At 70.0% G+C, this 22536-nt stretch carries 17 protein-coding genes; 10 read left to right on the top strand and 7 right to left on the bottom strand.

Annotation, left to right across the window (positions count from 1 at the left end; translation table 11 throughout):
• Positions 1-1376: DUF222 domain-containing protein (locus tag AHIS1636_RS18750; RefSeq protein ID WP_264797380.1), on the bottom strand; the 1376-nt coding region annotated here is incomplete at its 3' end.
• Between the two features lie 1122 nt (positions 1377-2498).
• Between AHIS1636_RS18750 and malQ the strand changes: the two genes are divergently transcribed.
• From malQ to AHIS1636_RS18730, 4 genes are all read left to right on the top strand, one after another.
• Positions 2499-4691, top strand: a complete 2193-nt coding sequence (gene malQ, locus AHIS1636_RS18745) for a 4-alpha-glucanotransferase (RefSeq protein WP_264797379.1) — start codon at positions 2499-2501, stop codon at positions 4689-4691.
• A 186-nt stretch (positions 4692-4877) separates the two neighbouring features.
• On the top strand, positions 4878-5399 hold the full coding sequence (locus AHIS1636_RS18740; RefSeq protein WP_264797378.1) for a hypothetical protein: 522 nt from the start codon (positions 4878-4880) through the stop codon (positions 5397-5399).
• A 99-nt stretch (positions 5400-5498) separates the two neighbouring features.
• Positions 5499-6107: a DUF305 domain-containing protein gene (locus tag AHIS1636_RS18735; protein ID WP_264797377.1), complete on the top strand. Its 609-nt coding sequence runs from the start codon at positions 5499-5501 to the stop codon at positions 6105-6107.
• A 115-nt stretch (positions 6108-6222) separates the two neighbouring features.
• Positions 6223-7149 (top strand): F510_1955 family glycosylhydrolase, encoded by a 927-nt coding sequence (locus tag AHIS1636_RS18730; protein WP_264797376.1) that lies wholly within the window; start codon positions 6223-6225, stop codon positions 7147-7149.
• A 77-nt stretch (positions 7150-7226) separates the two neighbouring features.
• Here the strand turns inward: AHIS1636_RS18730 and AHIS1636_RS18725 are convergent, their stop codons facing one another.
• Both AHIS1636_RS18725 and AHIS1636_RS18720 read right to left on the bottom strand, forming a co-directional pair.
• Positions 7227-9374 carry a heavy metal translocating P-type ATPase gene (locus tag AHIS1636_RS18725; RefSeq protein ID WP_373875884.1) on the bottom strand — a complete coding sequence of 716 codons (2148 nt, stop codon included), beginning with the start codon at positions 9372-9374 and terminating at the stop codon, positions 7227-7229.
• A 236-nt stretch (positions 9375-9610) separates the two neighbouring features.
• Positions 9611-10462 carry a LysR family transcriptional regulator gene (locus AHIS1636_RS18720; RefSeq protein WP_264797375.1) on the bottom strand — a complete coding sequence of 284 codons (852 nt, stop codon included), beginning with the start codon at positions 10460-10462 and terminating at the stop codon, positions 9611-9613.
• A gap of 85 nt (positions 10463-10547) precedes the next feature.
• Here AHIS1636_RS18720 and AHIS1636_RS18715 point away from each other — a divergent pair, with 85 nt between their 5' ends.
• From AHIS1636_RS18715 to AHIS1636_RS18690, 6 genes are all read left to right on the top strand, one after another.
• A complete protein-coding gene (locus tag AHIS1636_RS18715; protein ID WP_264797374.1) occupies positions 10548-11423 on the top strand; it encodes an EamA family transporter in 876 nt (291 codons plus the stop codon).
• A 111-nt stretch (positions 11424-11534) separates the two neighbouring features.
• Entirely contained in the window at positions 11535-12017 is a 483-nt protein-coding gene (locus AHIS1636_RS18710) for a CBS domain-containing protein (RefSeq protein ID WP_264797373.1), read from the top strand.
• 32 nt (positions 12018-12049) lie between these two features.
• Positions 12050-13087, top strand: coding sequence for a pyruvate dehydrogenase (acetyl-transferring) E1 component subunit alpha (pdhA, locus tag AHIS1636_RS18705; protein ID WP_264797372.1), 1038 nt, complete (start codon positions 12050-12052; stop codon positions 13085-13087).
• Positions 13084-14088 carry an alpha-ketoacid dehydrogenase subunit beta gene (locus AHIS1636_RS18700; protein WP_264797371.1) on the top strand — a complete coding sequence of 335 codons (1005 nt, stop codon included), beginning with the start codon at positions 13084-13086 and terminating at the stop codon, positions 14086-14088. Before pdhA ends, AHIS1636_RS18700 begins: the two co-directional genes overlap by 4 nt.
• A gap of 9 nt (positions 14089-14097) precedes the next feature.
• Positions 14098-15408: a dihydrolipoamide acetyltransferase family protein gene (locus tag AHIS1636_RS18695; RefSeq protein WP_264797370.1), complete on the top strand. Its 1311-nt coding sequence runs from the start codon at positions 14098-14100 to the stop codon at positions 15406-15408.
• Positions 15409-15518: 110 nt separating this feature from the next.
• Entirely contained in the window at positions 15519-16154 is a 636-nt protein-coding gene (locus AHIS1636_RS18690; protein ID WP_264797369.1) for a uracil-DNA glycosylase family protein, read from the top strand.
• Positions 16155-16252: 98 nt separating this feature from the next.
• Here the strand turns inward: AHIS1636_RS18690 and AHIS1636_RS18685 are convergent, their stop codons facing one another.
• The 4 genes from AHIS1636_RS18685 to benC all read right to left on the bottom strand — a co-directional run bounded on the left by AHIS1636_RS18685 (position 16253) and on the right by benC (position 22409).
• Positions 16253-19006: a helix-turn-helix transcriptional regulator gene (locus AHIS1636_RS18685; protein ID WP_264797368.1), complete on the bottom strand. Its 2754-nt coding sequence runs from the start codon at positions 19004-19006 to the stop codon at positions 16253-16255.
• Positions 19007-19012: 6 nt separating this feature from the next.
• A complete protein-coding gene (locus AHIS1636_RS18680; RefSeq protein ID WP_264797367.1) occupies positions 19013-20368 on the bottom strand; it encodes an MFS transporter in 1356 nt (451 codons plus the stop codon).
• Between the two features lie 158 nt (positions 20369-20526).
• On the bottom strand, positions 20527-21321 hold the full coding sequence (locus tag AHIS1636_RS18675) for a 1,6-dihydroxycyclohexa-2,4-diene-1-carboxylate dehydrogenase (protein WP_264797366.1): 795 nt from the start codon (positions 21319-21321) through the stop codon (positions 20527-20529).
• On the bottom strand, positions 21318-22409 hold the full coding sequence (gene benC, locus AHIS1636_RS18670) for a benzoate 1,2-dioxygenase electron transfer component BenC (protein ID WP_264797365.1): 1092 nt from the start codon (positions 22407-22409) through the stop codon (positions 21318-21320). The genes AHIS1636_RS18675 and benC overlap by 4 nt, the downstream gene beginning before the upstream one ends.
• Positions 22410-22536: the final 127 nt, after the last annotated feature.

The following is a 22536-nucleotide window of genomic DNA, read 5'->3' as shown; positions in this document are numbered from 1 at the left end:
CAGCCCAGCCCGCGGCAGGTTTGATCCCTCAGCCGGATTTCTCGTTTGAGCCATTCGGGCGGGTGCCGCATCTCGCGGGCCACGATCACGGCCTGGTCGTGTTCGTCGGTGATGACCGGCAGCCAGGATTTCGCGAGCCCGGCGATCCGGCGGGCCATGTCGGGCGGGATCGGCCCGTACCCGGCCAGCTCGCCGGGTTCGTCGCCGCCGGCGGCGGTGGCCAGCGGGATCGTCACCGCGACGAACGCCTTCACGTTCCCGCCGCCCCACACTTCACCGACTCCCCGGCCCGCCGCCATCCCGCTCCCGGGCCGGGCGCCGTCCTGACCGGCAGCAACAGCACCGGCGGCACCGGCGGCGACACCGAACGCGGCGCCCTGTCCGGCATCGTCCTCGGTCGCATCGGCGGTAAGGGCGAACGCGGCGCCCTGTCCGTTGAACGGGCCGGACCCGGCGTCGCTGGCGGCGGGATCGAAGGCGGCGCCGTCCTCGCCCAGCCCGAAAGCCTCGCCCGGCCCGTCTGCGTGTGCGGCGGCAGTGGCGGGGGCCGGGGGCTGAAGGCAGAGATCGGCGAGGACGTCGGCGCGCAGCTGGGCGAGGGTGCGGGTTTCCCCGTCGAGGGTTTTGAGGTGTTTCGCGTGCTCCTGCACCAGGTTATAGACACTCATCGCCGTGTCCGCGCCGGTCTGCACGGTCAGCTCGGCCATCCCGTCCTCCTGCGGCCGGAACCACACCCCGCGGTGTTCCATCGCCGTCGCATGCCGCTCGTCCAGTGTCTGCGGGTGCAGCCGGTGCCGGGCCACCCTCGCGCGGTCCTGCACGGTCTCCCTCACCACGTTCCCGGCGCCGGGCAGCACCAGCGCCTCGTACTCGGGCAGGACCGCGGCGGGCAGGTCGCGGGAGCCGCGCACGATCGCGGTCGCCCTCCCCGCATCCACCAGCCCCTGGCCCATCGCTTCCAGGGTGGACGGGAAGTGCGCGCAGAGCTGGACCGCGTCCGCGAGGTCCGTGTAGAGGGTTTTCTGGGATTGGTGCAGGTGCGCGGCCAGTTCCCGCACGGTGCCCCGGTCATGGCCCTCAGGACCCATCAGCGGGGAGCCGGGTTCGGTGCGGCGGGACGCGAACTCGTCCAGCCCCCGCACGCGGGCCGCCTGCCAGGACGCGGTCACCTTCTCCACCGCGGCCAGATACTCCAGCAGCACCCCGTCCGCCAGCTGCTTGACGTCCTGCCGGGCGAGCACGATCGCCAGGTCCGCCGGTGTCATGTCCCGCCAGGCCTGGAACCATTCCACCGGCCCGTGCTCCACCAGCGCCGGCGGCCGCGGCTTCGCCGCCTCCCTGGCTTTCTCCCGCTTCGCCCGCTGCGCCGGAGACAACGCCCAATCCGGTATCCCATCCTCACCCTCATCCTCAACCGGCCCGAAGACAGCCTCGGGATCAGCGCAAACAGGCTCCCCCGCAGCGGAATCCGCCGCCGCGCCATCCTGCTCAGCCGGCGCGTCCTCCTGCTCGGGAACGACAGGGGCAGAACCGGAAGCAGTGGAAGCGTCCGGCTGCTCCGGCTCGGCAGCGGACGCAGGGACCTCAGACCCGGGGGCGCCAGACTCGGGGTCTGTGTCGTTGCCGTCCCGGTCATCGGGATCGCCGATTGGTGCCGTGATGCCATCCTGATCCCTGCTGGCCGGGGACACCTTGCCCGGCCGGGCAGGTCTGGGTGCACCGGCGGGTCCATCCGTACCAACGGAGGAGGGAGCAGCGGCAGGCGGAGCAGCGGGAGGCGCAGCGGAGATACTCGGGTTGGAAACACTCGGATTGGAGGCAGACGGGTCTTCCACCGGCGCGCCCGGAGCCGCGCCAGGGGCTTCCAGGCCAGCGATGTGAACGGTACCGAAGATTGGGTTTTCCACGACACGCAATTGCTGTCCGGCGCCAGCGGCCAGGTCCGGATACATCCGCCGCAGGCACTCCTCCAGCAGCGCCTTATGCACGTGGTACTCAAAATGAGAAGAACGTCCCCCCGGGGCAGCGTCGAAGGCGGCACTGACCTGCCGCTTCCCTGACCGCTGCTTCCCGAAGTCCTCCATGCACCAACACTATGAGTTGCCTCTGACAATATTCGGGGCTTCGACCGAGGCCTTGGAAAACGGATGCTGAAAGACGAGCCAGCGCAATCAGCTCACAAAGGAGCCTTCGCATTCAACCTCACTTTGGAAGACCGTCGGGCACGCCCCACCGCTCGCCTCCAGGCCTACGGTTGAAACCGATAAGCGGGAACTGTCGCGGCAATGAATGGGCCCCAGGGCCGGAACTGCAATGGTTTCGGGACGCATGGTCCTCGAGTGTCGCGCCAGCCCCGCCGGCGCAGGCCCCACGGCAGATTGGCCGTCATCTTCTTCCACGCTCTTCCGCTGTCAGTGGGCGCTGACATAATCGGAACCAGGTGCCTCAAGCGCTCCGGCACATGCATGCAGCGACCCTCGGCAGACAAGGCGGCTTTGATGAGCAACCCCGCGTCCCCCGTCAGCGCTTCCGCTGACGCCTACCTCGACCCAGACCTCGCCCAGCTGCACCGGCTGGCGGCGGCACACGGCGTCGGCACCACCTTCACCGGCTGGAACGGGACGCCGCAGCAGGTGGCGCCGGAGACGCTGGTCAAGGTGCTGGCCGCCCTCGGCGTTCCGGCCTCATCCCCCGAGCTGGTGGACGGATCCCTCGCCGAAGCGGAACTTGATCCCTGGCGCCGGATGCTGCCGCCCGCCGTCGTTGTCACCGCGGGAAAGGAAGCCCTGGTCCCGGTGCACGTGCCGGACGGGGCGGCTGTGAAGCTCCGGATCGTCACCGAGGACGGACAGGAGCACGCCGCCCGGCAGCGCGACGTTGAGGTGGAGCCGCGGGACGTCGATGGCGTGCGGACCGGCCGCACCACGTTCGCCCTGCCGCGGGACCTGCCGCTGGGCTGGCACACCCTCCACGCCGACATCGAGGGCGCCGCCGCGCAGACCGCCCTGATCGTGGTGCCGGACCGGCTGGCCACGACGGGGATGCTGGAGCAGCGCCGCGGCTGGGGCCTGGCCGCTCAGCTGTACTCGGTCCGCTCCAGCCGCTCCTGGGGCATCGGAGATTTCGGCGACCTGGCGGACCTGGCCGCGATGAGTGCCGAGCGTGGGGCGGACTACGTGCTGGTCAACCCGCTGCACGCGGCGGAGCCGGCCCCGCCGCTGCAGCCATCGCCCTACTCGCCCTCCACCAGGCGGTTCTTCAACCCGCTCTACCTGCGGATCGAGGCGATCGACGAACTGGCCTACCTGGAGCCGAAGCAGCGCGGGCAGGTGGAGAAGCTGGCGGCCAAGGCGCAGCAGCTGAATCGCAGCGCCGAGCTGCTGGACCGGGACCAGGTATATGCGCTCAAGCTTGAGGCGCTGGAGCTGCTCCACCAGGCCGAGCGCTCCCCCGCACGCGAGCAGGCCTACCGGGCGTTCGTCCGGGACAGCGGCGCCGGGTTGGAGGACTTTGCCCTCTGGTGCGCCCTGCGGGAGCAGACGCCCGCGGACGATCCGTCGTGGCGCGACCCGGCGGCGGCCCCGGACACGGCGGCCGCGCAGGCGAAGCGGCGCCAGCTGGCCCAGCGGATCGGCTTCCACATGTGGCTGCAGTGGCTCTGCGATGAGCAGCTCGAGGCGGCGCAGCGAGCGGCGAAGCTGGCCGGGATGCGGCTAGGCGTGGTGCACGATCTGGCGGTCGGCGCGGACCTGTCCAGCGCGGACGCGTGGATGCTGCGGGGCGTGCTGGCGCCCGGGGTCAGCGTGGGCGCGCCACCGGACATGTACAACCAGCTGGGGCAGGACTGGTCGCAGCCGCCGTGGCATCCGAAGCGGCTGGCCGAGGCCGGCTATGTGCCGTTCCGCAACATGCTGCGCACCGTGCTGCGCCACGCCGGCGGGGTCCGGGTGGACCATATCCTGGGCCTGTTCCGGCTCTGGTGGGTTCCGGAAGGGAACCTGCCCGTCGACGGCGCGTACGTCACCTATGACCACGAGGCGATGATCGGCATCCTGGCGCTGGAGGCCCAGCGCGCAGGCGCCGTGGTGATCGGCGAGGACCTGGGAACTTTCGAGCCCTGGGTGCGCGACTACCTCGCGGAGCGCGGCATCCTGGGCACCTCCATTCTGTGGTTCGAGAACGACGGCGGCGCTCCCCTGCCGCCGGAGAAGTACCGGACGCAGTGCCTGGCCAGCGTGAACACGCACGACCTGCCGCCGACCGCCGGCTATCTGTCCGGCGAACACGTAGCCCTGAGGGAAGGGCTCGGCCTGCTCCAGCAGAGCGCGGCCGAGGAGCTGGCCTCGCACCGTAAATCCGTGAGCGCCGTGCTGGAAGTCGCCCGCGAGCGCGGCCTGCTGCCGGACGGTGAAGCGACCGAACAGCAGCAGATCGAAGCGCTGCACGTGCTGCTGGCCCAGACGCCGTCGGTCCTGCTCGGGGTCGCGCTGGTGGATGGCACCGGCGACCGCCGGGTCCAGAACCAGCCCGGCACCACCGCCGAGCAGTACCCGAACTGGCAGGTTCCGCTGGGCGACTCGGCCGGGCAGCCGGTCCTGCTGGAGGACCTCGAAGGGGACCCGCGGTTCAATGGCCTGTTGGCCGCCGTCGAAAACGCCCTCCGGCAATCCGAGGCTGCCCGACGGCGCTGACGCGGAGGCAAACGGCGCTCCGGCATCCCGAGACCCGAGACCCGGGCTGCCGGAGATTCGGGATGCCGGGACTGGGGGCCGGATGGAACTGAATACCCCTGCCGGGTATGATCGGTGAAGGGTGGTCGGCGGCATGGCCGTTGGCTGCTCGAGGAAGGCGCAACTCCGGCTAGCAGGAAGGCAGGCATGGCGGACCACATGTTCGTGCTCCGGCGCCGCCCCGCGCCTTTCCAGCACACCCTGGTGCTCCTGCTCGGACTCCTGGCCGTCATGGCCGGAATCCTCGCGATGCACACCCTCGGGGTTGCCCACCAGGCCGCGCCCGGACATGCTGCGATGGCCTCGGGCCAGGACGCTTCACACGAGGCCGGCGGCTCGCACGAATCCGGCTCGCACGACTCCCACGCAGGCACGCCGCACGCCACCGGCAGCCTCCACACCGTCCAGGGCGCCGTAGACGCTGCCGCGCTCACGGCGGGACAGGACCTCCATTCCGCAACCTGCTCGGGCCCCTGCGGAGGCGAGCACACCATGCAGGCCGCGTGCGTTTTCTTGGTGGTGCTGACCGGATGGCTCCTGGCATTCCTGCGGCAGCGGCATCACGGAAGCGGCGGGCATGGGCTCCGCGCGCCCCCGTCTTCCCTCACGTGGATCCGGGCCGTACCGAGGCCGCCTTCCTTGATTGAACTGTCCGTCAGCCGCACGTAGGCCGCCCGCTTCATCCCCTCGCGGGACCGGCTTATCTCCGCATGCCCTGCGCGTGCGGCCCTGACAGACATACCCAAGATTCACGAAGGACCAACCGCTATGAAGCGTTATGCCGTAATTACCTCCACCGCCGTCGCCGCCGTCCTGCTCCTCTCCGGCTGCGGGTCCGACTCCGGCTCCGATTCCGCCGCTCCGAACGCCGGCACGCAGGCTGCGACTCAGTCCGCCGCCGGCACGGGCGCAGCCTCGGCGGACGCCGCTTTCGCGCAGGCGATGATCCCCCACCACGAACAGGCCGTGGACATGAGCCAAATGATGCTCGCCAAGGAGGGCGTCGATCCCGAGGTGAAGAAGCTGGCCGAAGACATCAAGGCGGCCCAAGGCCCCGAAATCGAGAAGATGCACGGCTGGCTCGAAGCCTGGGGACAGCCGACCATGATGGCGGGCGGCAGCGACCACAGCAGCCACTCGAGCATGAGCGGAATGATGAGCGAGGCCGACCTCGGCAAGCTCAAGTCCGCCGAGGGAACGGAAGCCTCGCGGATGTTCCTGGAGCAGATGATCGAGCACCATAAGGGCGCCATCACCATGGCCGAGCAGGAAGCGGCCAACGGAACGAACCCGGATGCCGTGGAGCTGGCCAAGAAGATTGTTGCCGACCAGCAGGCTGAAATCGACAAGATGCAGGTCCTGCTCGCCGGACTCTAAGTTCTCCCGGCAACACTGCCCGGGCGCGTAGCAAGGGCGCCCGGGCAGTGCCCTGCGCCCACCAACCTGCATCAACCTGCATCAACCTCTACGGATTCAACCTCTACGGAGAACCATGAAAGCCTCCTCTTTCTGGCTGCCCGCACGCGCGCGCCTTGCCCTGCCCGCGGCGGCCGCCGCGGCGGTACTGCTGCTCAGCGGCTGCGGCGGCACGGCAGCCGACTCCCAGGACAAGACCGCCCAGTCCCCCGGCGCTGCAGCCCGGCCCTCCGGCACGGCGAAGGACCCGGCGACGTCGGCCGAGCTCTACGGCCATGTCCACGGCCTCAGCGCGGACCCGCAGTCCGGGCGGGTACTGCTGGCAACGCACAACGGCCTCTTCGAAGCCGGCTCCTCGGAACCGGCCGGTCCGATCAGCCCCGTCATAGACCTGATGGGCTTCGCCGCTGCGGGCGACGGCCGGTTCATCGCGTCCGGGCATCCGGGCCCTGGTTCGGACCTGCCCGAGCCGGTCGGGCTGATCAGCTCTTCGGACGGCGGGCGCACCTGGGAGCAGCTGTCCCGGCAGGGCGAGTCGGATTTCCACGCGCTCACCGCCACGAGCGCCGGGGTCGTCGGCTTCGACGGGGAGCTGCGTACCACCGAAGACCTCGAAACCTGGCATACCGTGGATGCCGGCTTCCACCCGTACAGCCTCGCCGGAACGCCCGCCAGCGCGGTCGTGCTCGCTACCACCGAGCAGGGCATCCACCGTTCCGACAACGGCGGCAAGACCTGGACCGCCCCTAATGCCGGGCCGGTCCTGCTGCTGACCGCGTTCGCCGACGAGGCGACGGTTGCCGGCATCGCGCCCGACGGGCTGGTGTACACGAGCTCCGACGCGGGCCGGACCTGGCAGGCGGCCGGCAACGCGTCCGCTCCGCCGGAGGCCATGACCGCCGGAATCGGAGCGGGAGGCAAGCTGCTCGTCTGGGTCTACACGGCCAACGGGCTGGAGTACTCCGACGACGGCGGGAAAACGTTCGCGCCGCACGGCTCGTAGCCAGGGGCCGGGGACCGGGAAATCAGAGAAACAGCGGCGGCTGCGGCCCGAGGGCTGCGGCCGCCGCTTTGGCTGCACTAGCGGATCCGCTCCGGGTCGAGGTCGATCCGGCGCAGCAGCTGCGCATTCAGCGCCACGACGATGGTGGAGACCGACATCAGGATGGCGGCGACGGCCGGCGAAATCGCGACGCCGGCGAAGGCCAGCACGCCTGCGGCCAGCGGCACGGCAATGATGTTGTAGCCCGTGGCCCAGACCAGGTTCTGGATCATCTTCCGGTAGCTGGCCCGGGACAGGTCGATCATCGACAGCACCGCGCGGGGGTCGTTTCCGGCCAGGACAACGCCCGCGGATTCCATCGCCACGTCGGTGCCTGCGCCGATGGCGATGCCGACCTCCGAGCGGGCCAGGGCCGGGGAATCGTTGACGCCGTCGCCGACCATGGCCACCTTCAGCCCGCGCTGCTGCAGCTCGGTGACCTTCTTGTCCTTGTCCTGCGGCAGGACCTCGGCAAAGACCTCGTCGATGCCGAGGTCCCGTCCGACGGCGTCGGCGACCTGGCGGGCATCGCCGGTGATCATGGCAACCTTGACGCCGCGCTGCTGCAGCGCCCTGACCGCCGCCCGCGATTCGCCGCGGACCTTGTCCTCCAAGGCGAGCGCGCCGACAATTCGTCCCTCGCGGACCACGTGCAGCACGCCCGCGCCGCGTTCCCGCCAGGCGCCGGTTTCCGCAGCCAGGTCCTGCGGCTCGGCCAGGCCCAGTTCGCGGAGCATGTTCGGCCCGCCCACGGAGACGTCCGAACCATCCACCGTGGCGCGGACGCCGCGGCCGGTCCGGGAGCTGAAGTTGCTGCCGGCCAGGCCGAGCGCCTGGGCTTCCGGGTTCCCTGCGGCGGCGCGGACGATGGCCCGCGCCACCGGGTGTTCGCTGTCCGACTCGGCCGCGGCGGCCAAGGCCAGCAGCTCGGCTTCCGACACGCCGTTGACGGCCGCGGTGCCGGTGACGGCATGTTCGCCTTCGGTCAGTGTGCCGGTCTTGTCGAACAGGACCACGTCCACCGTGCGCATCCGCTCCAGTGCCATCCGGTTCTTGATCAGCACGCCGGAACGGGCGGCACGCTCGGTCGAGATGGCGATGACCAGGGGGATGGCCAGCCCGAGCGCGTGGGGGCAGGCAATGACCAGGACGGTGATGGTGCGGACGACGGCCTCGTCCGGGCTGCCGATCAGCAGCCAGGCGACGAAGGTGATAATGCCGGCGACGAGCGCGAAGTAGAACAGCAGTGCGGCGGCGCGGTCCGCCAGGGCCTGGGCGCGGGACGACGATTCCTGGGCTTCGGCGACCAGGCGCTGGATTCCGGCCAGCGCCGTGTCCGAGCCGACGGCAGTGATCTCCACCCGCACGGCGTTGTCCGTGGCGACGGTGCCGGCGACCACGGTGTCACCCGTTCCGCGGCCAACCGCCTTGGACTCGCCCGTGATCATAGACTCGTCGAACTCAGCCTCGCCGTGGATGATCCGCCCGTCCGCGGGCACCCGGGCGCCGGAGCGCACCAGCACGACGTCGCCCGCACCCAAGGACGCCACCGGCACCGTGGTGACGCCGCCGTCGTCGTTAATCTTGTCCGCTTCATCCGGAAGCAGGGCGGCCAGGGCATCGAGGGCGCCCTGCGCCGAGCCCAGCGCCCGCATCTCCATCCAGTGGCCCAGCAGCATGATCACGATCAGCAGCGCCAGTTCCCACCAGAAGTCCAGGTCGAATCCGCCGATCCCCAGGGTCGTGATCCAGGAGGCGGCGAAGGCGACCGTGATGGCCATGGCGATCAGCAGCATCATGCCCGGCTGGCGGGACTTCAGTTCCTTCAGGCCGCCCTTCAGGAAGGGGGTGCCGCCGTAGGCGAAGATCACGGTTCCGAGAACCGGAGGGATCAGGGCGGCGCCGGGAAAATCGGGAATGGTATAGCCGAGGATGTCGGCGAACATCGGACTGAAGAACACCACCGGGATCGACAGCAGCAGGGACAGCCAGAACTTGTTCTTGAACATCGCCGTGCTGTGGCCGGCGTGTTCGCCATGCGTGTGGACGGCATGTTCGTCGTCCACCGCCGAATGCACCTGGCCGGCCGGCATGGCCTGACCGTGGGTGTCATGGTCGGTCATCGCCCGGCCGTGGCCGGAATGGCCGTTGCCGGAATGGTCGTCGTGCGAATGCGCGATATTCATGACTTGGTCTCCTCACACAACATTCGTTGACGGCGCGGGGATCGGAAGCGTCAGGCCATTGTGAATGGCGCTCCGCTGCCGCGGCGGTGAGGACCTTCACTGCGTTGGAGCCCGCTGGCTCGGACGCTGGTTTCCGGTAATCGCGAATCTATACCCCTAGGGGGTATGTGTCAAGACCTGATGGACATGCTTATTCCTGCTGCGGCCAGGAGGAGCTTCGCGTTGGCCCGAGGGACTTAGGCGTAGAAGCCGGCGAGAAGTTCGACGACGTCTTTGCGCGCCGGGGGCGGATCCGCCTTGGACCACGCCGCGTAGACGGGCAGCGGCGGAGCATCCCGCACGAGGCGGTAGACCAGGCCGGGCCGCCGGTACTGGTACGCGGTGGATTCGGCGGTGACGCCGCGGGCGGCGCCGGTCGCGATAACGGTGAGCCAGTCGTCGATGTCCTCGATCAAGACGGTCCCCGGCGGCCGCCGACCCTCGGGCCAGAGATCCAGCCTGGTGCTTCCGGTCCTCGGGTCGATGGCCACCGGCGCGCCGGCGAGCTGCGCCAGCGAGACGGTCCGCTTACCGGCCAACGGATCCCGTGAAGCCATCGCGCAGTAGCGGCGCTCGTGCCCGATCAGCACGAGGTCCACGGCGGACGTGTCGGGAACCCGGCGCAGGATGGCGAAGTCGCTGGTCCCTTCGACGAGTCCGGACGTGGGCGTGTTGGTCCTGACCAGCCGGAGCTCGCTGTGCGGGAACACGGCTTCCCACCGGCGCTGGAACTCCTGGGTATGCCGCCCCAGCGCGGACCAGGGATACCCGATCCGGACCGTGCCGCCGCCGCCGGCCGCTTCCTGCTGGAGGTCGGAGATGATCGACAGTGCCCGGCGGGCTTTCCGGATGGCCCGCTCCCCCGCTGTGGTGGGCTCGACGCTGCGGGTGGTGCGGTGCAGGAGCCGGACGCCGAGGGCGCGCTCCAGTGCGGCCACGTTCCGGGAAACCGCGGCTTGGGATATTCCCAGTTCGATTCCGGCATCGGTGAAGCTTCCGGTTTCGACGACGGCGATCAAGGACCGGAGGTGGCGCAGCTCGACGTCCATGGGACGAGTCTATTCATGCGTGAGGCGCATAGACACCCGTGTCCATGCATTATGCGAGTAGTTCCGCAAGGAGGACACTCGGCGCATGGAGCAGAACGAATCCTTCGCGCGGGGACGCCGGACCGGCGTCGCGACCCTGATGGGCAGCGCCTTGTCCAACCAGTTGGGTGCGGCGAGCGGTTCCCAGGCCTTCCCTGTCCTCGGCCCCGTGGGGGTCGTGGCGGTGCGCCAGCTCATCGCCGCGGCCGTGCTGGTACCCGTGGTCCGGCCGCGGCTGCGGTCCTTCACCGGCGGGCAATGGTGGCCGGTGCTGCTGCTAGCCCTGGTGTTCGGGACCATGAACCTGGGCCTCTACGCCGCGGTGGAGCGGATCGGCCTGGGGCTCGCGATGACCCTCGAGTTCGTCGGTCCCCTGGCCGTGGCCATCCTCGGCGCCCGGCACTGGAAGGCCAAGGCGTGTGCCTTTCCCGCCGCGGCGGGCGTCCTGGCGATCACGCAGCCCGGGCCGTCCACGGACTACCTCGGCATCATGCTCGCGCTGACGGCGGCGGGCTGCTGGGCGGCCTACATCATGCTCAACAAGACCGTGGGGGCGCGCATCCCGGGAGTCCAGGGCACCGCGGCGGCCGCGGCCGTCTCCGCCACCCTCTTCCTGCCGGTCGCGGTGATCGTCTTCGCCACGCAACGGCCCGACGGCGCCACCCTCCTCTACGCCGCGGGGGCGGGCATCCTGGCGACCGTCGTCCCCTACACGGCGGATCTGCTCGTGCTGCGCCGGTTCCCGGCGAACCTCTTCGGGATCCTGATGAGCATCAATCCGGTATTCGCCGCGCTCGTCGGCGTCTTCGTGCTGGACGAGACGCTCAACGCCGTGCACTGGCTCGGCATCGCCCTCATCGTGGGCGCGAACGCCGCCGCTCTGGGGCTCCGCGACGGCCGCAGCACCGCCGGCCGGCCCTAGGCCGGGCCGGTTTCCCTGCCCTTGACCTCCACGGCAACCGGACTAGGCTTGGCACCAGCGCCAGGTACATCATTTCCGCAGTTCAACTCCGGTTCGGGAGGAGAAACAGGCGTGGAAGCAACGGCAGCAAGCACCGCCGGGGAGATCATGACCAGCCCGGTCGTCACCGTCACCGCCGGGACGCCGGTGGACAAGGTGGCGGGGCTCCTGCGGCGGCACCGGATCAGCGCGGTCCCCGTGGTGGACAATTCGGGAAACGTCGTGGGGCTGGTCTCCGAATACGACCTGCTCGCGCGGAGCGGCGCCACGGCGGGCCAGCTGATGAGCAGCGAAATCGCCACGGTCAGCCCGGAGACCTCCGTCGACACCGTGCGCAAGCTGCTGGTGGACCGGCATTTCCGCAGGATCCCGGTGGTCCAGGGCGGCCAGCTCGTCGGGATCGTCAGCCAGGGCGACATCATCGCACTCATGGCGACCGAATGGGTCTGCGGCGCGTGCGGCGAGGCGGTCCGGGGCGACGAGCCTCCGGAAAAGTGCCCCCGGTGCGGCAGCGCTGACCAGTTCAGCTTGCAGGAGCAGCTGCCCGGGACCTAAGCCGGGGCAATCGTAGCAACGCGGGAGCGGCCATGAGCGAAGAAGTGCAGGATGCCCGGCAGCTGACGGACTACTACGCGCAGATGGTGCTGATCCGCCGGTTCGAACTGGTGGCGGACCAGATGTACAAGCGGGCCAGGATCGGCGGCTACTGCCACCTCAACCTCGGCGAGGAGGCCACCGTCGTCGGGCTGATGGCCGCCCTGCGGGAGCAGGACTACCTCTTTACCACCTACCGCGACCACGGGTACGCGCTGGCCCGCGGCATGGAACCGGGCCGGGTGATGGCCGAGCTGTTCGGCAAGTCCACCGGGGTGGCCAAGGGCCGCGGCGGCTCCATGCACATGTTCGATGCCGGGCTGCACATGCTCGGCGGCTACGGCATCGTCGGCGGGCAGATCCCGCCGGCCACCGGCGCCGCCCTCGCCCTGGCCTACCGCACCACGGCGGGCCCGGAAGCCGGGGCCGTGCTGTGCCAGCTCGGCGACGGCACCACCAACATCGGCGCCTTCCACGAATCCCTCAACCTCGCCGCCATCTGGAAGCTGCCCATCGTCTACGCCATCGTGAACAACCGGCTCGGCATGGGCACCGCGGTGGAGGCGGCCTCGGGCGAGCCTGACCTTTACAAGCGCGGCGCTTCCTACCGCATTCCCGGCGAGCGCGTGGACGGGAATGATCCCGTGGCCGTCCGGCAGGGGGCCGACGCCATGCTGGCCCGGGCCCGCGAGGAGCGCCGGCCCGGCCTGCTCGAGCTGATGAGCTACCGGCTCAAGGGCCACTCCGTCGTCGACCCGGCCAAGTACCGTTCCCAATCCGAGGTGGAGACCGCGCAGGCCGCCGACCCGGTGCCGGCGTTCCGCGCACGGCTGCTCCAGGCGGACGTCCTCACGGAGGAGTCGGCCCGGGCAATAGAGGACGACGCCGAGGAGAAGGTGGGTGCCGCCGTCGCGTTCGCGGAGAACTCCCCCGATCCGGCCCCGTCCGAGCTCTTCGACTTCGCCTACGCCCAGGACGTGCCCAACGCCCCGCGGGCCCTGCCGGGCGACCCGCTGGAGGTGGAGCTGTGAACGCCGAGCCCGCACAGATCACCTACCGCCAGGCGCTGAACGACACCCTGCGCGCCGAGCTGACCCGGGATCCCAACGTCATCCTGCTCGGCGAGGAGATCGGCAAGTTCGAGGGTTCGTACAAGATCACCGCCGGCCTGCTCAAGGAGTTCGGTCCGGAGCGCGTCCGCGACACCCCGATCGCCGAGGAAGGCTTCGTCGGCGCGGCGATCGGCGCCGCAATGCTCGGCCTGCGCCCCGTCGTCGAGATCATGACCCTGAACTTCAGCCTGATCGCGATCGACCAGATCGTAAACCACGGCGCCAAGATCTACGGCATGTTCGGCGGCCAGACCCCGGTGCCCGTGGTCATCCGGTTCCCGGGCGGCGGCGGCCAGCAGCTGGCGGCCACCCACTCGCAGAACCTCGAGGTCTGGTATGCCCACGTACCGGGCCTGAAGGTGATCGCCCCGTCCACCCCGGCGGACGCCAAGGCCATGCTCACCGCGGCCATCCGGGATGACGATCCGGTCATTTTCCTGGAGAACCTCGCCCTCTACAACACCAAAGGCGTGGTCCCGGACGGCGAGCAGGTCGCCGAAATCGGCCGCGCCGCCGTCGTCCGCGAAGGAACGGACCTGACGGTCATCACCTACTCGCGCGGCACCCTGATCGCCCTCGAGGTGGCCCGCCGCTTCGCGGAGGAAGGCATCTCGCTGGAGGTCGTGGACCTGCGCAGCCTGCGCCCCCTCGACCGTGCCACCTTCTGCGAGTCCGTACGCAGGACCAGCCGCGCCGTGGTGCTCGAGGACGACTGGCTCAGCTACGGCATCGGCGCGGAAATCTCGGCAACCCTAATGGAGTGCGCCTTCGACTACCTCGACGCCCCGGTCCGCCGGGTCGCCGCGGCCGAAGTGCCGCTGCCCTATGCCAAGCCGCTGGAGCTCGCCGCCCTGCCCGACGCCGAGGATCTCGCCCGCGTGGTGCGCGAAGTACTGGCCGCAACCGGTTTCCGGAGTTAGGTGACTGCCATGTCGGAAATTTTCATGCCGCGGCTCTCGGACACCATGGAGGAAGGTGTCATCGCGCGCTGGACCAAGAAGCCCGGGGACGCGGTGAAGGCAGGGGAGGTCATCGCCGAGATCGACACGGACAAGGCCACCATGGAGCTCGAGGTGTTCGAAGACGGCGTGATCGAACAGCTGCTGGTCGAGGAGGGCGCCACGGTGCCCATCGGCCAGGTGGTCGCGCTGGTCGGCCCGGGTGCCGGCGGCGGGACGGGTGGAACAACGACGGCGGCGCCCGCCGCAGCGGCGCCTGAAGGTCCCGCGGCACGGGAGCCGGGGACACGGGTGCCGATGTCCCCGCTGGCCCGCAAGATCGCCCGCGAGCACGGCATCGACCCGGACACCCTGGCCGGTTCCGGGCCGGGCGGACGGGTGGTGCGGCAGGACGTGGAAGCCGCGATCGCTGCCCTGGCCCCCGGTGGTGGCGCCGCCTCCGCGCCGGGCACCGGCGCACCCCAGGCCACACCGGCCGCCCCCTCCGGAACCGGTTCAAAAGCCGCGCCCGCGGGCGGACCCCCGCCGCCCGCCGTCGTCGCCGGTCCCGCCGCCGCCGCGGTGCCGGCAGCCGGGACCACCGCCGGTGCGGCCGCCGATGCCACAGAGATACCCCTGACGCAGATGCGCAAGGCGACCGCGCGCCGGCTAACGGAGAGCGCCGCCGTCCCGCACTTCGACCTGACCATCCCCGTGACGGTTGACCCGCTGCTGGCCTTCCGCGCGGACATCAACGCGCGACTGGCCGAGGACGGCGTCAAGGTCAGCGTGACGGACCTGCTGGTGCGGGCGGTCGCGGTCACGCTACGCCGGCACCCCAAGGTCAACTCGTCCTGGGACGGCGACAGGATCCTGCAGCACCGTCGTGTGCACGTCGGCATGGCCGTGGCCATCGAGGCCGGGCTGATCGTGCCGGTCATCCGGGACGCCGATGCCAAGGGGCTGTCCGTGCTGGCGCGCGAGAGCAAGGAACTGGCGGAGAAGGCCCGGGCCGGCAAGCTCCGGCCCGAGGAATTCAGCGGCGGCACCTTCACGCTCAGCAACCTCGGCATGTTCGGGATCGAGCAGTTCACGGCAGTGATCAATCCGCCGGAGGCCGCCATCCTGGCCGTCGGCGCGAGCGTGGCCGAGCCCTACGTGGAGGAGGGCGCCCTGCGGGAGCGCACTGTGATACGCCTGACCATGACCTCGGACCACCGGGTGCTCGACGGCGCCGTGTCCGCCGGGTTCCTGCGGGATTTGAAGCAAACCCTGGAGGAACCGCTGCGGATCCTGCTCTGAGATCGGTTGCTAGACTAGCTAAGCCCCAAAACATTCCACCGCGCGTCCGCATGCCCAGCAGCGGCGCGCCCCGAGCCGCCCGGCACGGCGCAAGGAGATACCGCACTTCCATGACAGCCCTGGCTACCGAGTCCTTCCACGACCAGCTCTTCGACCGCCGCTACGACCCGAACGTGGCCGCGGTGAACCAGCTCTGCGACAGCCTGCAGGAGCAGAAGCCGGGCAGCGAGGTTCCGTACGTCGACCCCGGGCACAACGTGGAAGAATGCCGGATCATCAGCCTGTTCTCGAACATCGGCAGTGCCTCTCCGTCCGGCTTCATCACCGCGGGTGACGACGACGCCGCGACGCGCCTTCTGGGCGTGCACTGGCAGCTGGGCCTGCGGCCCGAGTACGTGATGCCCTGGAACGTGCACCCCTGGTTCGTGCCCGGCCAGCCCAATGGCAAGCTCTCGCCCCAGCAGGTAACGGCGGGCCTGAAGCCGCTGCTGAAGTTCCTCGCCCTCGTGCCGCGCGCTTCCGCGCTGGTCGCCCACGGCACCGAGGCCCAGCGGCTGGCGGCGCAGCTGCTGAAGACCGAAGCCCCGCTGCTCTGGCGCCGCGGCTTCAAGACCTACAAGGTACGGGCCCTCAGCGGCCGTGCCTTCGCCGGCTCCGCCGAGCGCCAGGCCGAGTGGCTGGGCGACATGAAGGACGCCTACGGCGACGCGATGGCCCGCACCGGCCTGCCGCGCCGCATCAAGTAGCCGCTGCGCCCGCACCCCTCGGCTACCGGGCGGTTCCGTCCTGCCAGTAGCCCGCTTTGACTACCGGGCGGTTCAGTCCTGCCAGTAGCCCGCCTTGACTACCGGGCGGCTCCGTCCTGCCAGTAGCCCGCCTTGTCCGCACGGTAGCGGGCAGCCAGTTCGCTGCGGGAGCTGATGCCCAGCTTCGCGTAGATGCGGGTCAGGTGGTACTGGACGGTCTTGGCCGCGATGTACAGCTCCAGGCCGGTTTCCTTGTTCGTCTTGCCCTGGGCTACCAGCCGGGCGACGGCGAGTTCCTGTGCGGTGAGGACCGAGAAGTCCAGTTCGCCGCGGCGGCCTCCGGTGGTCAGCCCGCTCGCCTGGATTTCCCGTTCGCAGCGCTTCACGTAGACGGCGGCGCCGAGCGAGAGGTAGATGTCGCGTGCTTCGGCCAGCACGGCCGCTGCTTCCCGGCGCCGGCCGCCCCGGCGCAGCGTCTGGCCGTAGGCGAACCGTATCCTCGCCTTGACGACCGGTGTCGGCAGTGCCTCGACACCCGCCAGTCCTGCCGTGAAGGCCTTCTTCGCTTCGTCGAGCCTGCCCTCGGCCCCCAGGATACGGCCGCGCACCGAGGCGAGCCTGGCCATGGTTGTCCGGTGTCCGCGCCGGGCGGCGAGTTCCTCGTGGGGTGCCAGGAAATCCGAGGCCTGAGCGGCGCGGTCCGTCATCACCAGCGCGTTGGCGAAGACATCGTGCCACGGCCAGAATCCGGGTTCGTCGATGCCGTGGCTGCGGTCCATGTGGACCACCGGCTCGAGGGCCCGGAGCACGGATTCGTAGTCCGCCTCGGCTTCGGCCCCGGCGGCCAAGGCGAGGGCCGCCGGCAGGCGCATGATGGCGTAGCTGTCCGCCGGGACCCGGGCCGCGTCCTGGTGGCAGGCGCTGCGGTCCCGGTCACCGCGCAGCGCGTGGATCTGCGCCGCGGTCAGATGCAGCAGCGGCCGGGCCAGCTGGATCTGCAGCCGCTCCTGCTGCACGAGCCCGCGCTCGACGGTACGCAGCGCCTCATCCCAGTGGCCGAGCTCGAACTCTGCCCGGGACAGCCAGCCGTGCGCCCACTGGGAGATGCGGCCGGACCCGAGGTGGTACTCGGTCGGCACCGCCGCGACAAGCTGGTCCCGCGCCCGGTAGTGCTGGTCCTGGGCCAGGTACAGCCAGCCGCGGCCCAGCTGCACGCGCTGCCGCTGGGCCCCGAGCGACTCCATGGAGGGCAGCTTCGCATAGAGTTCGGCTGCCTCGTCCGCCCGGCCCGTGCTGGCCAGCCCCAGACCCATAATGGAGCGGGATTCGACGAACTCGGGCGAGTCTTCCGGGGCCAGCTCCATCGCCCGGCGGGCCCAGCGGATCAGTTCCTCGCCATTCTGCGCGGCCAGCGAATGAAGGACCCGCCGCTGGCAGATCATGGCCGCGGTGTGCGGGTCGGAGACCGGGTCGCTCTGCCCCCAGGCATTGGCCAACTGCCGGTCGGCCAGCGGCTCCCGGCCGCGCTGGATCGACAGATAGCCCAGCACTGCCTCGCGCAGCGGTCCCGGGGCGAACTCCTCGGCCTGCCGGGCATACGGACCGGCCTGCGGAAGGTCGCCCGCCCCGACCAGCGCGTCCAGGGCGAGCAGCAGCCGCTTCTGCCGCCCCGCTGCGTCGGGCCAGAGGTAGGCCGAGCGCAGCAGCGCCGGGGCCGCGGACAGCCAGGCGCCGCGTTCCGACTGCCTGCGGGCATAGGCCTCCAGCTGCCCGGCCAGCTCAGGGTCCGGCAGCGCGGTGGCCCGGGCCAGATGGAAGAGTCGCTGCCCCTCGTCGTCCGCCATGGCGGCGGCCAGCCGGTGAAGTTCCGCCCTCCGGGCGGCGGACAGGCTGGCGTAGACCGCCGCCCGCACCAGCGGATGCCGGAATGCCAGCAGGCCCAGGTCGGGGCTCAGCTGCAGCAGTCCGAGCCGCCCGGCCTCGTCCAGGGCCGCCAGCGGGTCCGCGATCTCCAGGGACGTGGCCTTGTGGGCCAGCTCCACCGCTTCCACCAGCCGGCAGTCATGGACGAGGACGGAGGCGGCCTCCACCAGGGCCCTGGTTCCGGCTCCGGCCTCGGCCAGGGCCGCGCGGGCGGCGGCATCCAGCCGCCGCGGCACCGGCAAGTGCTCATGCCAGTCGGCCCAGAAACCATCCGGCTGTTCGTCCAGCAGCTCAAGAACGTAAGCGGGGTTCCCCTGCGTGTGCAGGCAGAGCCGGAGCGCCATCGGCGCGGAGAGCTCCGCCGCCCGGACCCGCCAGGCCAGGGCGCCGACGTCCGCCGATGCCAGCGGCTGCAGACCCAGGAGGTGGACGGCGGCGGAGCCCGCTGCCTCGCGGAAGCCGGCCGGCAGCCGCTGCCACTGCTCGTCCCGCACCGCCATCAGCACCAGCAGCCGCTCGGACCGCAGCCGGCGGAGGGCATACACGATGGCGCGCAGCGAGGGTTCGTCGGCCCACTGGAGGTCGTCGACCCACAGCACGCCGAGCGGTGCCTCTTCGGCCAGCACCCGCAGCCGGTCGAGCAGGAGGGCGCCGGCCAGGGCCGGATCCTCGGGGACATCGCCCGGGAGCAACTGCGACAGCACGCCTCCGGCGATCCCGGTCTCCCAGCTGGATCCGGAGGCCCGCAGGACCTCGGCGCCGTCCCGGCCCAGCAGGAAGCATTCCACGAGGTGGGACTTTCCCAGCCCCTCGGCTCCATGGACCACGGCGGCCTGGGGGTGGCCGGCCTGGGCCGCGGCGGCCCAAGCCGCCAGCGCCGCCAGTTCTTTCGTCCGCCCCGCCGGAGCCTGTGCTGTGATCGCCGTCATCTTTAGTTACAGGGTACCCGCTGCGGACGGAACGGGCTCAGCGGCCGGCACCGGCCCGGAGGCCTCCTCGGTCACCGGACGGCGCGGCACGAACAGGGTCACGAAGGCCCCGAGCAGTGCAACGCCCGCGAAGATGTAGAACGCCGTCGACGTCTCCACTCCGGCGGAGATCAGCATGCCGCCCAGCAGCGGGCCGACGATTCCGCCGAGCCGCCCGAACCCGGCGCACCAGGCCACCCCGGCTGCCCGGACCGAGGTCTCGTAGTAGTTCGAGACCAGCCCGTAGATGAGCACCTGCGTGCCGAGGGTGCCGACGCCGGCGATGGCGATGGCGGTCAGCAGGACCGGCAGCGGGAAGCCGAAGGTCAGCAGGACGAGCGCCACGGCGGCCAGCGCGAAGGTGGTGGAAACAATCGCCTTGGCCCCGAAGCGGTCGGCGGAGCGGGAGGCCAGCAGGCCGCCGATGACGGCGCCGGCGTTGAGGGTCACAAGGAAGACCAGCGAGTAGGTCTTGTCGTAGCCGTACTGGCCCATGATCTCGGGCAGCCAGGTGTTCAGCCCGTAGGTCAGGAGCAGGCCGGAGAAGCTCATCACGCCCAGGAACAGTGTGGGCACGCCGTACCGCCGGGTGGCCAGCCCCGCAAACCCGGCCTTCGCCGTCGTTGCCTCCTGCCCGGAGGGCACCTCGGGTGCCAGCGGGACGCCCGTCTTGATCGAAAGCAACTCGGCGGCCTCCTGGCGGCCGCGTGCCTGCAGCCAGCGCGGGGACTCGGGCAGCTTGGCCAGCGCCAGCGGGAACAGGAACAGGATGGGCAGCGCGCCGATCATGAAAAGCCCGCGCCAGTCGAGCACGCCGTTGAACACAATCGCGAAGACCGAGGCCATCAGCGCTCCGGCCGGGACGCCGGAGTAGACGATCGCGTTGTAGAAGTTCTTGCGTCCGGCGGGAGCGAATTCGGCGACCACTGCGCCCGCGGTGGCCACGAGCGCGCCGACGCCGAGGCCGGTGAGGAAGCGCAGGATTCCAAACGCCAGGATGGAGGTCGCCAGCGAGGTCAGGGCCATGCCGATGGAGAACCAGGCAATGTTGATCAGCATGACCTTGCGGCGGCCCAGGTAGTCGCCGACGGCGCCCGCGGCCAGCGCGCCCACCATCACGCCGACCAGGGCGTAGCTGCCCAGGGCGCCTGCCTGCGCGGCGTCGAGAGCGCCGATTTGGGTGGGATCACGCAGCAAGCTGGAGACTACGGTGCCGTAGACCACCAGATCGTAGCCGTCGAAGACCAGGGCCAGCGCGGCGATGAGCACCACCCACCTAAGGGTGAGCCGTTGGCGCGCGGACGTTTCAGTAGTAAGGCTCATGGCGGGACTCCATCGTCTGTGCCTGTTTCGGGCAGGCGCGGGTTGGGAAATGAGGCGCAGCAGCGGAACTGACGCGCCGGAGTGCGGGTGAAGGGGGTGCAGGTGAAGGCTGTGCAGTGAACTAACGACGGCGGGCGGCCTGGTTGCGGCCTGCGGACTCAGCCCTGGTCGCCGCCGGCCACGGGCAGGACGGTGCCGGTGATGTAGGAGGCTTCATCGGAGGCCAGGAAGGTGATAGCCGCGGCCTGCTCATCCAGGGTGCCGTAGCGTTTGAGGAGCGAGGAGTCGATGGTCTGGTCAACGATCTGCTGGTACCAGGCCTTCTCCTGCTCGGTCTGGGGCGCAGGGCCGCGCTTGACCCTGCGCTCCGGAGCATCCGTGCCGCCAGGGGCCGTGGCCGCGACCCGGATACCGTGCGGCGCCAGTTCCAGGGCCAGCGCCGCCGTGATAGCGCGGACTCCGCCTTTCGCCGCCGCGTAGGGGACGCGGTTGATTCCGCGGGTGGCCACCGACGAAACGTTGATAATGGTGCCGGAGCCCTGGCGGATCATGGCGGGCGCGGCCGCCCGGCAGGCATAGAGGGTGGGAAAAAGGGAGCGGCGGATTTCCTGGTCGATTTCCTCCGGTGCGTAGGCCTCGAAGGGCTTGGCCCAGATGGTGCCGCCGACATTGTTGATCAACACGTCCAGCCGGCCGAAGGCGGACAGGGCTGCGTCCACCGCGGCGACCGCGCCGTCGTACTCCTCCAGATCCGCCACGACACCGCGGGCATGGGCCCCCGTGGCCGCGAGCTTGCCCGCGGCTTCATGCACAAGCTCGGAACGGTCGACCAGCAGGACCGCCGCGGATTCCGCCGCAATCCGCTCCGCGACTGCGAGGCCGATGCCCTGCGCGGCGCCGGTCACGGCCACGGCTTTTCCGGCGAACCGGTCCGGAGAGAGGAACGGGCTCAATGGTTGTCTCCGGAGACGGTGCTGTAGACCCGCTCGCCCTCGTGCTCTTCGACGGTTTCCTTGACGGAGCTGGTCGAGCCGACGGCGAAGCGCTCGTAGTAGAAGTTCTCCGGGACGATTCCCTGTGCGTCCCAGTACTGGCGGACCGCGTCCACCATGGCGGGCGGGCCGCACAGATAGACATCCACGTCGCCGCCGTTGAGCTGCTCCTTGCCGATGTGGTCCGTGACGTAGCCCTTCTTCCCGGCGGCGCTGTCCGGGTCCGCCACGCAGTAGCTGAAGGTGAACTCCTCGATGGCAGAGGCGTAATGCTCGAGCTTGTCGAGTTCGACGAGGTCCTTGTCGAAGGTGACCCCGTACACCAAGTGGATCGGCTGCAGTGGATGGCCCTGTTCCGTGGTGGCGATCTTCTCCAGCATCGACAGCAGCGGCGCGATTCCGGTTCCGCCGGCGAGCATCAGGGTGGGGCGCTTGATGTCGCGCAGGAAGAAGCTGCCCATGGGACCGCTCATGCTCAGGATGTCGCCGGCTTTCGCCCGGTTCTTCAGGTACCCGGTCATCACCCCGTCCGGAGCGGTGCGGACCAGGAACTTCAGCTCCTTCTGCAGGGGGCCGCTGCAGAAGGAGTAGGAGCGGACGGCGTCGGTACCGGGGACCGCGAGGTTCATGTACTGGCCGGGCAGGAACGCCAGGTCCTGCCTGTTGTCGATTTCGAGGGACAGGGCAGCCGTATTGTCGGCGAACCAGTGCAGGTCCGCGATCGTCGCCTCGAACGTTTGGGCCTCGGTCTTGGCCATCTCGGCGGTGCCGGAAATCTGCAGGACCAGGTCGGACTCGGGCACCATCTGGCAGGGCAGGCAGAAGCCTTTCTCGGCCTCGTCCTCGGTGAGGGCCTCGTCGATGTAGTCCCCGCCGTCGTAGGTGCCGGATTCACAGAACGCCTTGCAGGTGCCGCAGGCGCCGTCGCGGCAGTCGAACGGGATGTTGATGCGCGCCTTGTAGGCCGCGTCGGCTACTGATTCATGGCTGTTGCATTTGATGAAACGCGTCAGTCCGTCTTCGAAGGTCAGCGCGACTTGGTAGGACATGGGGTACTCGCTTCGCTGGGGAGGCCGTCAGATGTGGTAGATGTCCACGACGTGGTGGATGTAGTCGTTTTTGAGGACGACTTTTTTCTTGAGGATCACGGGCTGGGTGCCGGAGGTGTCGATGGTG

This window comes from Arthrobacter mangrovi, from assembly GCF_026011795.1.
Classification (GTDB): Bacteria; Actinomycetota; Actinomycetes; order Actinomycetales; family Micrococcaceae; genus Crystallibacter; species Crystallibacter mangrovi.
This window is presented reverse-complemented; position numbering and strand designations above follow the sequence as displayed.

What these genes read in the sequence shown, in the direction of transcription:
- pdhA (WP_264797372.1), top strand. Translation starts at nt 12,050, where the DNA reads ATGAGCGAAGAAGTGCAGGATGCCCGGCAGCTGACGGACTACTACGCG.
- AHIS1636_RS18690 (WP_264797369.1), top strand. Translation starts at nt 15,519, where the DNA reads ATGACAGCCCTGGCTACCGAGTCCTTCCACGACCAGCTCTTCGACCGC.
- AHIS1636_RS18685 (WP_264797368.1), bottom strand. Translation starts at nt 19,006, where the DNA reads ATGACGGCGATCACAGCACAGGCTCCGGCGGGGCGGACGAAAGAACTG.
- malQ (WP_264797379.1), top strand. Translation starts at nt 2,499, where the DNA reads ATGAGCAACCCCGCGTCCCCCGTCAGCGCTTCCGCTGACGCCTACCTC.
- benC (WP_264797365.1), bottom strand. Translation starts at nt 22,409, where the DNA reads ATGTCCTACCAAGTCGCGCTGACCTTCGAAGACGGACTGACGCGTTTC.
- AHIS1636_RS18725 (WP_373875884.1), bottom strand. Translation starts at nt 9,374, where the DNA reads ATGAATATCGCGCATTCGCACGACGACCATTCCGGCAACGGCCATTCC.
- AHIS1636_RS18720 (WP_264797375.1), bottom strand. Translation starts at nt 10,462, where the DNA reads ATGGACGTCGAGCTGCGCCACCTCCGGTCCTTGATCGCCGTCGTCGAA.
- AHIS1636_RS18695 (WP_264797370.1), top strand. Translation starts at nt 14,098, where the DNA reads ATGTCGGAAATTTTCATGCCGCGGCTCTCGGACACCATGGAGGAAGGT.
- AHIS1636_RS18730 (WP_264797376.1), top strand. Translation starts at nt 6,223, where the DNA reads ATGAAAGCCTCCTCTTTCTGGCTGCCCGCACGCGCGCGCCTTGCCCTG.
- AHIS1636_RS18735 (WP_264797377.1), top strand. Translation starts at nt 5,499, where the DNA reads ATGAAGCGTTATGCCGTAATTACCTCCACCGCCGTCGCCGCCGTCCTG.
- AHIS1636_RS18740 (WP_264797378.1), top strand. Translation starts at nt 4,878, where the DNA reads ATGGCGGACCACATGTTCGTGCTCCGGCGCCGCCCCGCGCCTTTCCAG.
- AHIS1636_RS18715 (WP_264797374.1), top strand. Translation starts at nt 10,548, where the DNA reads ATGGAGCAGAACGAATCCTTCGCGCGGGGACGCCGGACCGGCGTCGCG.
- AHIS1636_RS18680 (WP_264797367.1), bottom strand. Translation starts at nt 20,368, where the DNA reads ATGAGCCTTACTACTGAAACGTCCGCGCGCCAACGGCTCACCCTTAGG.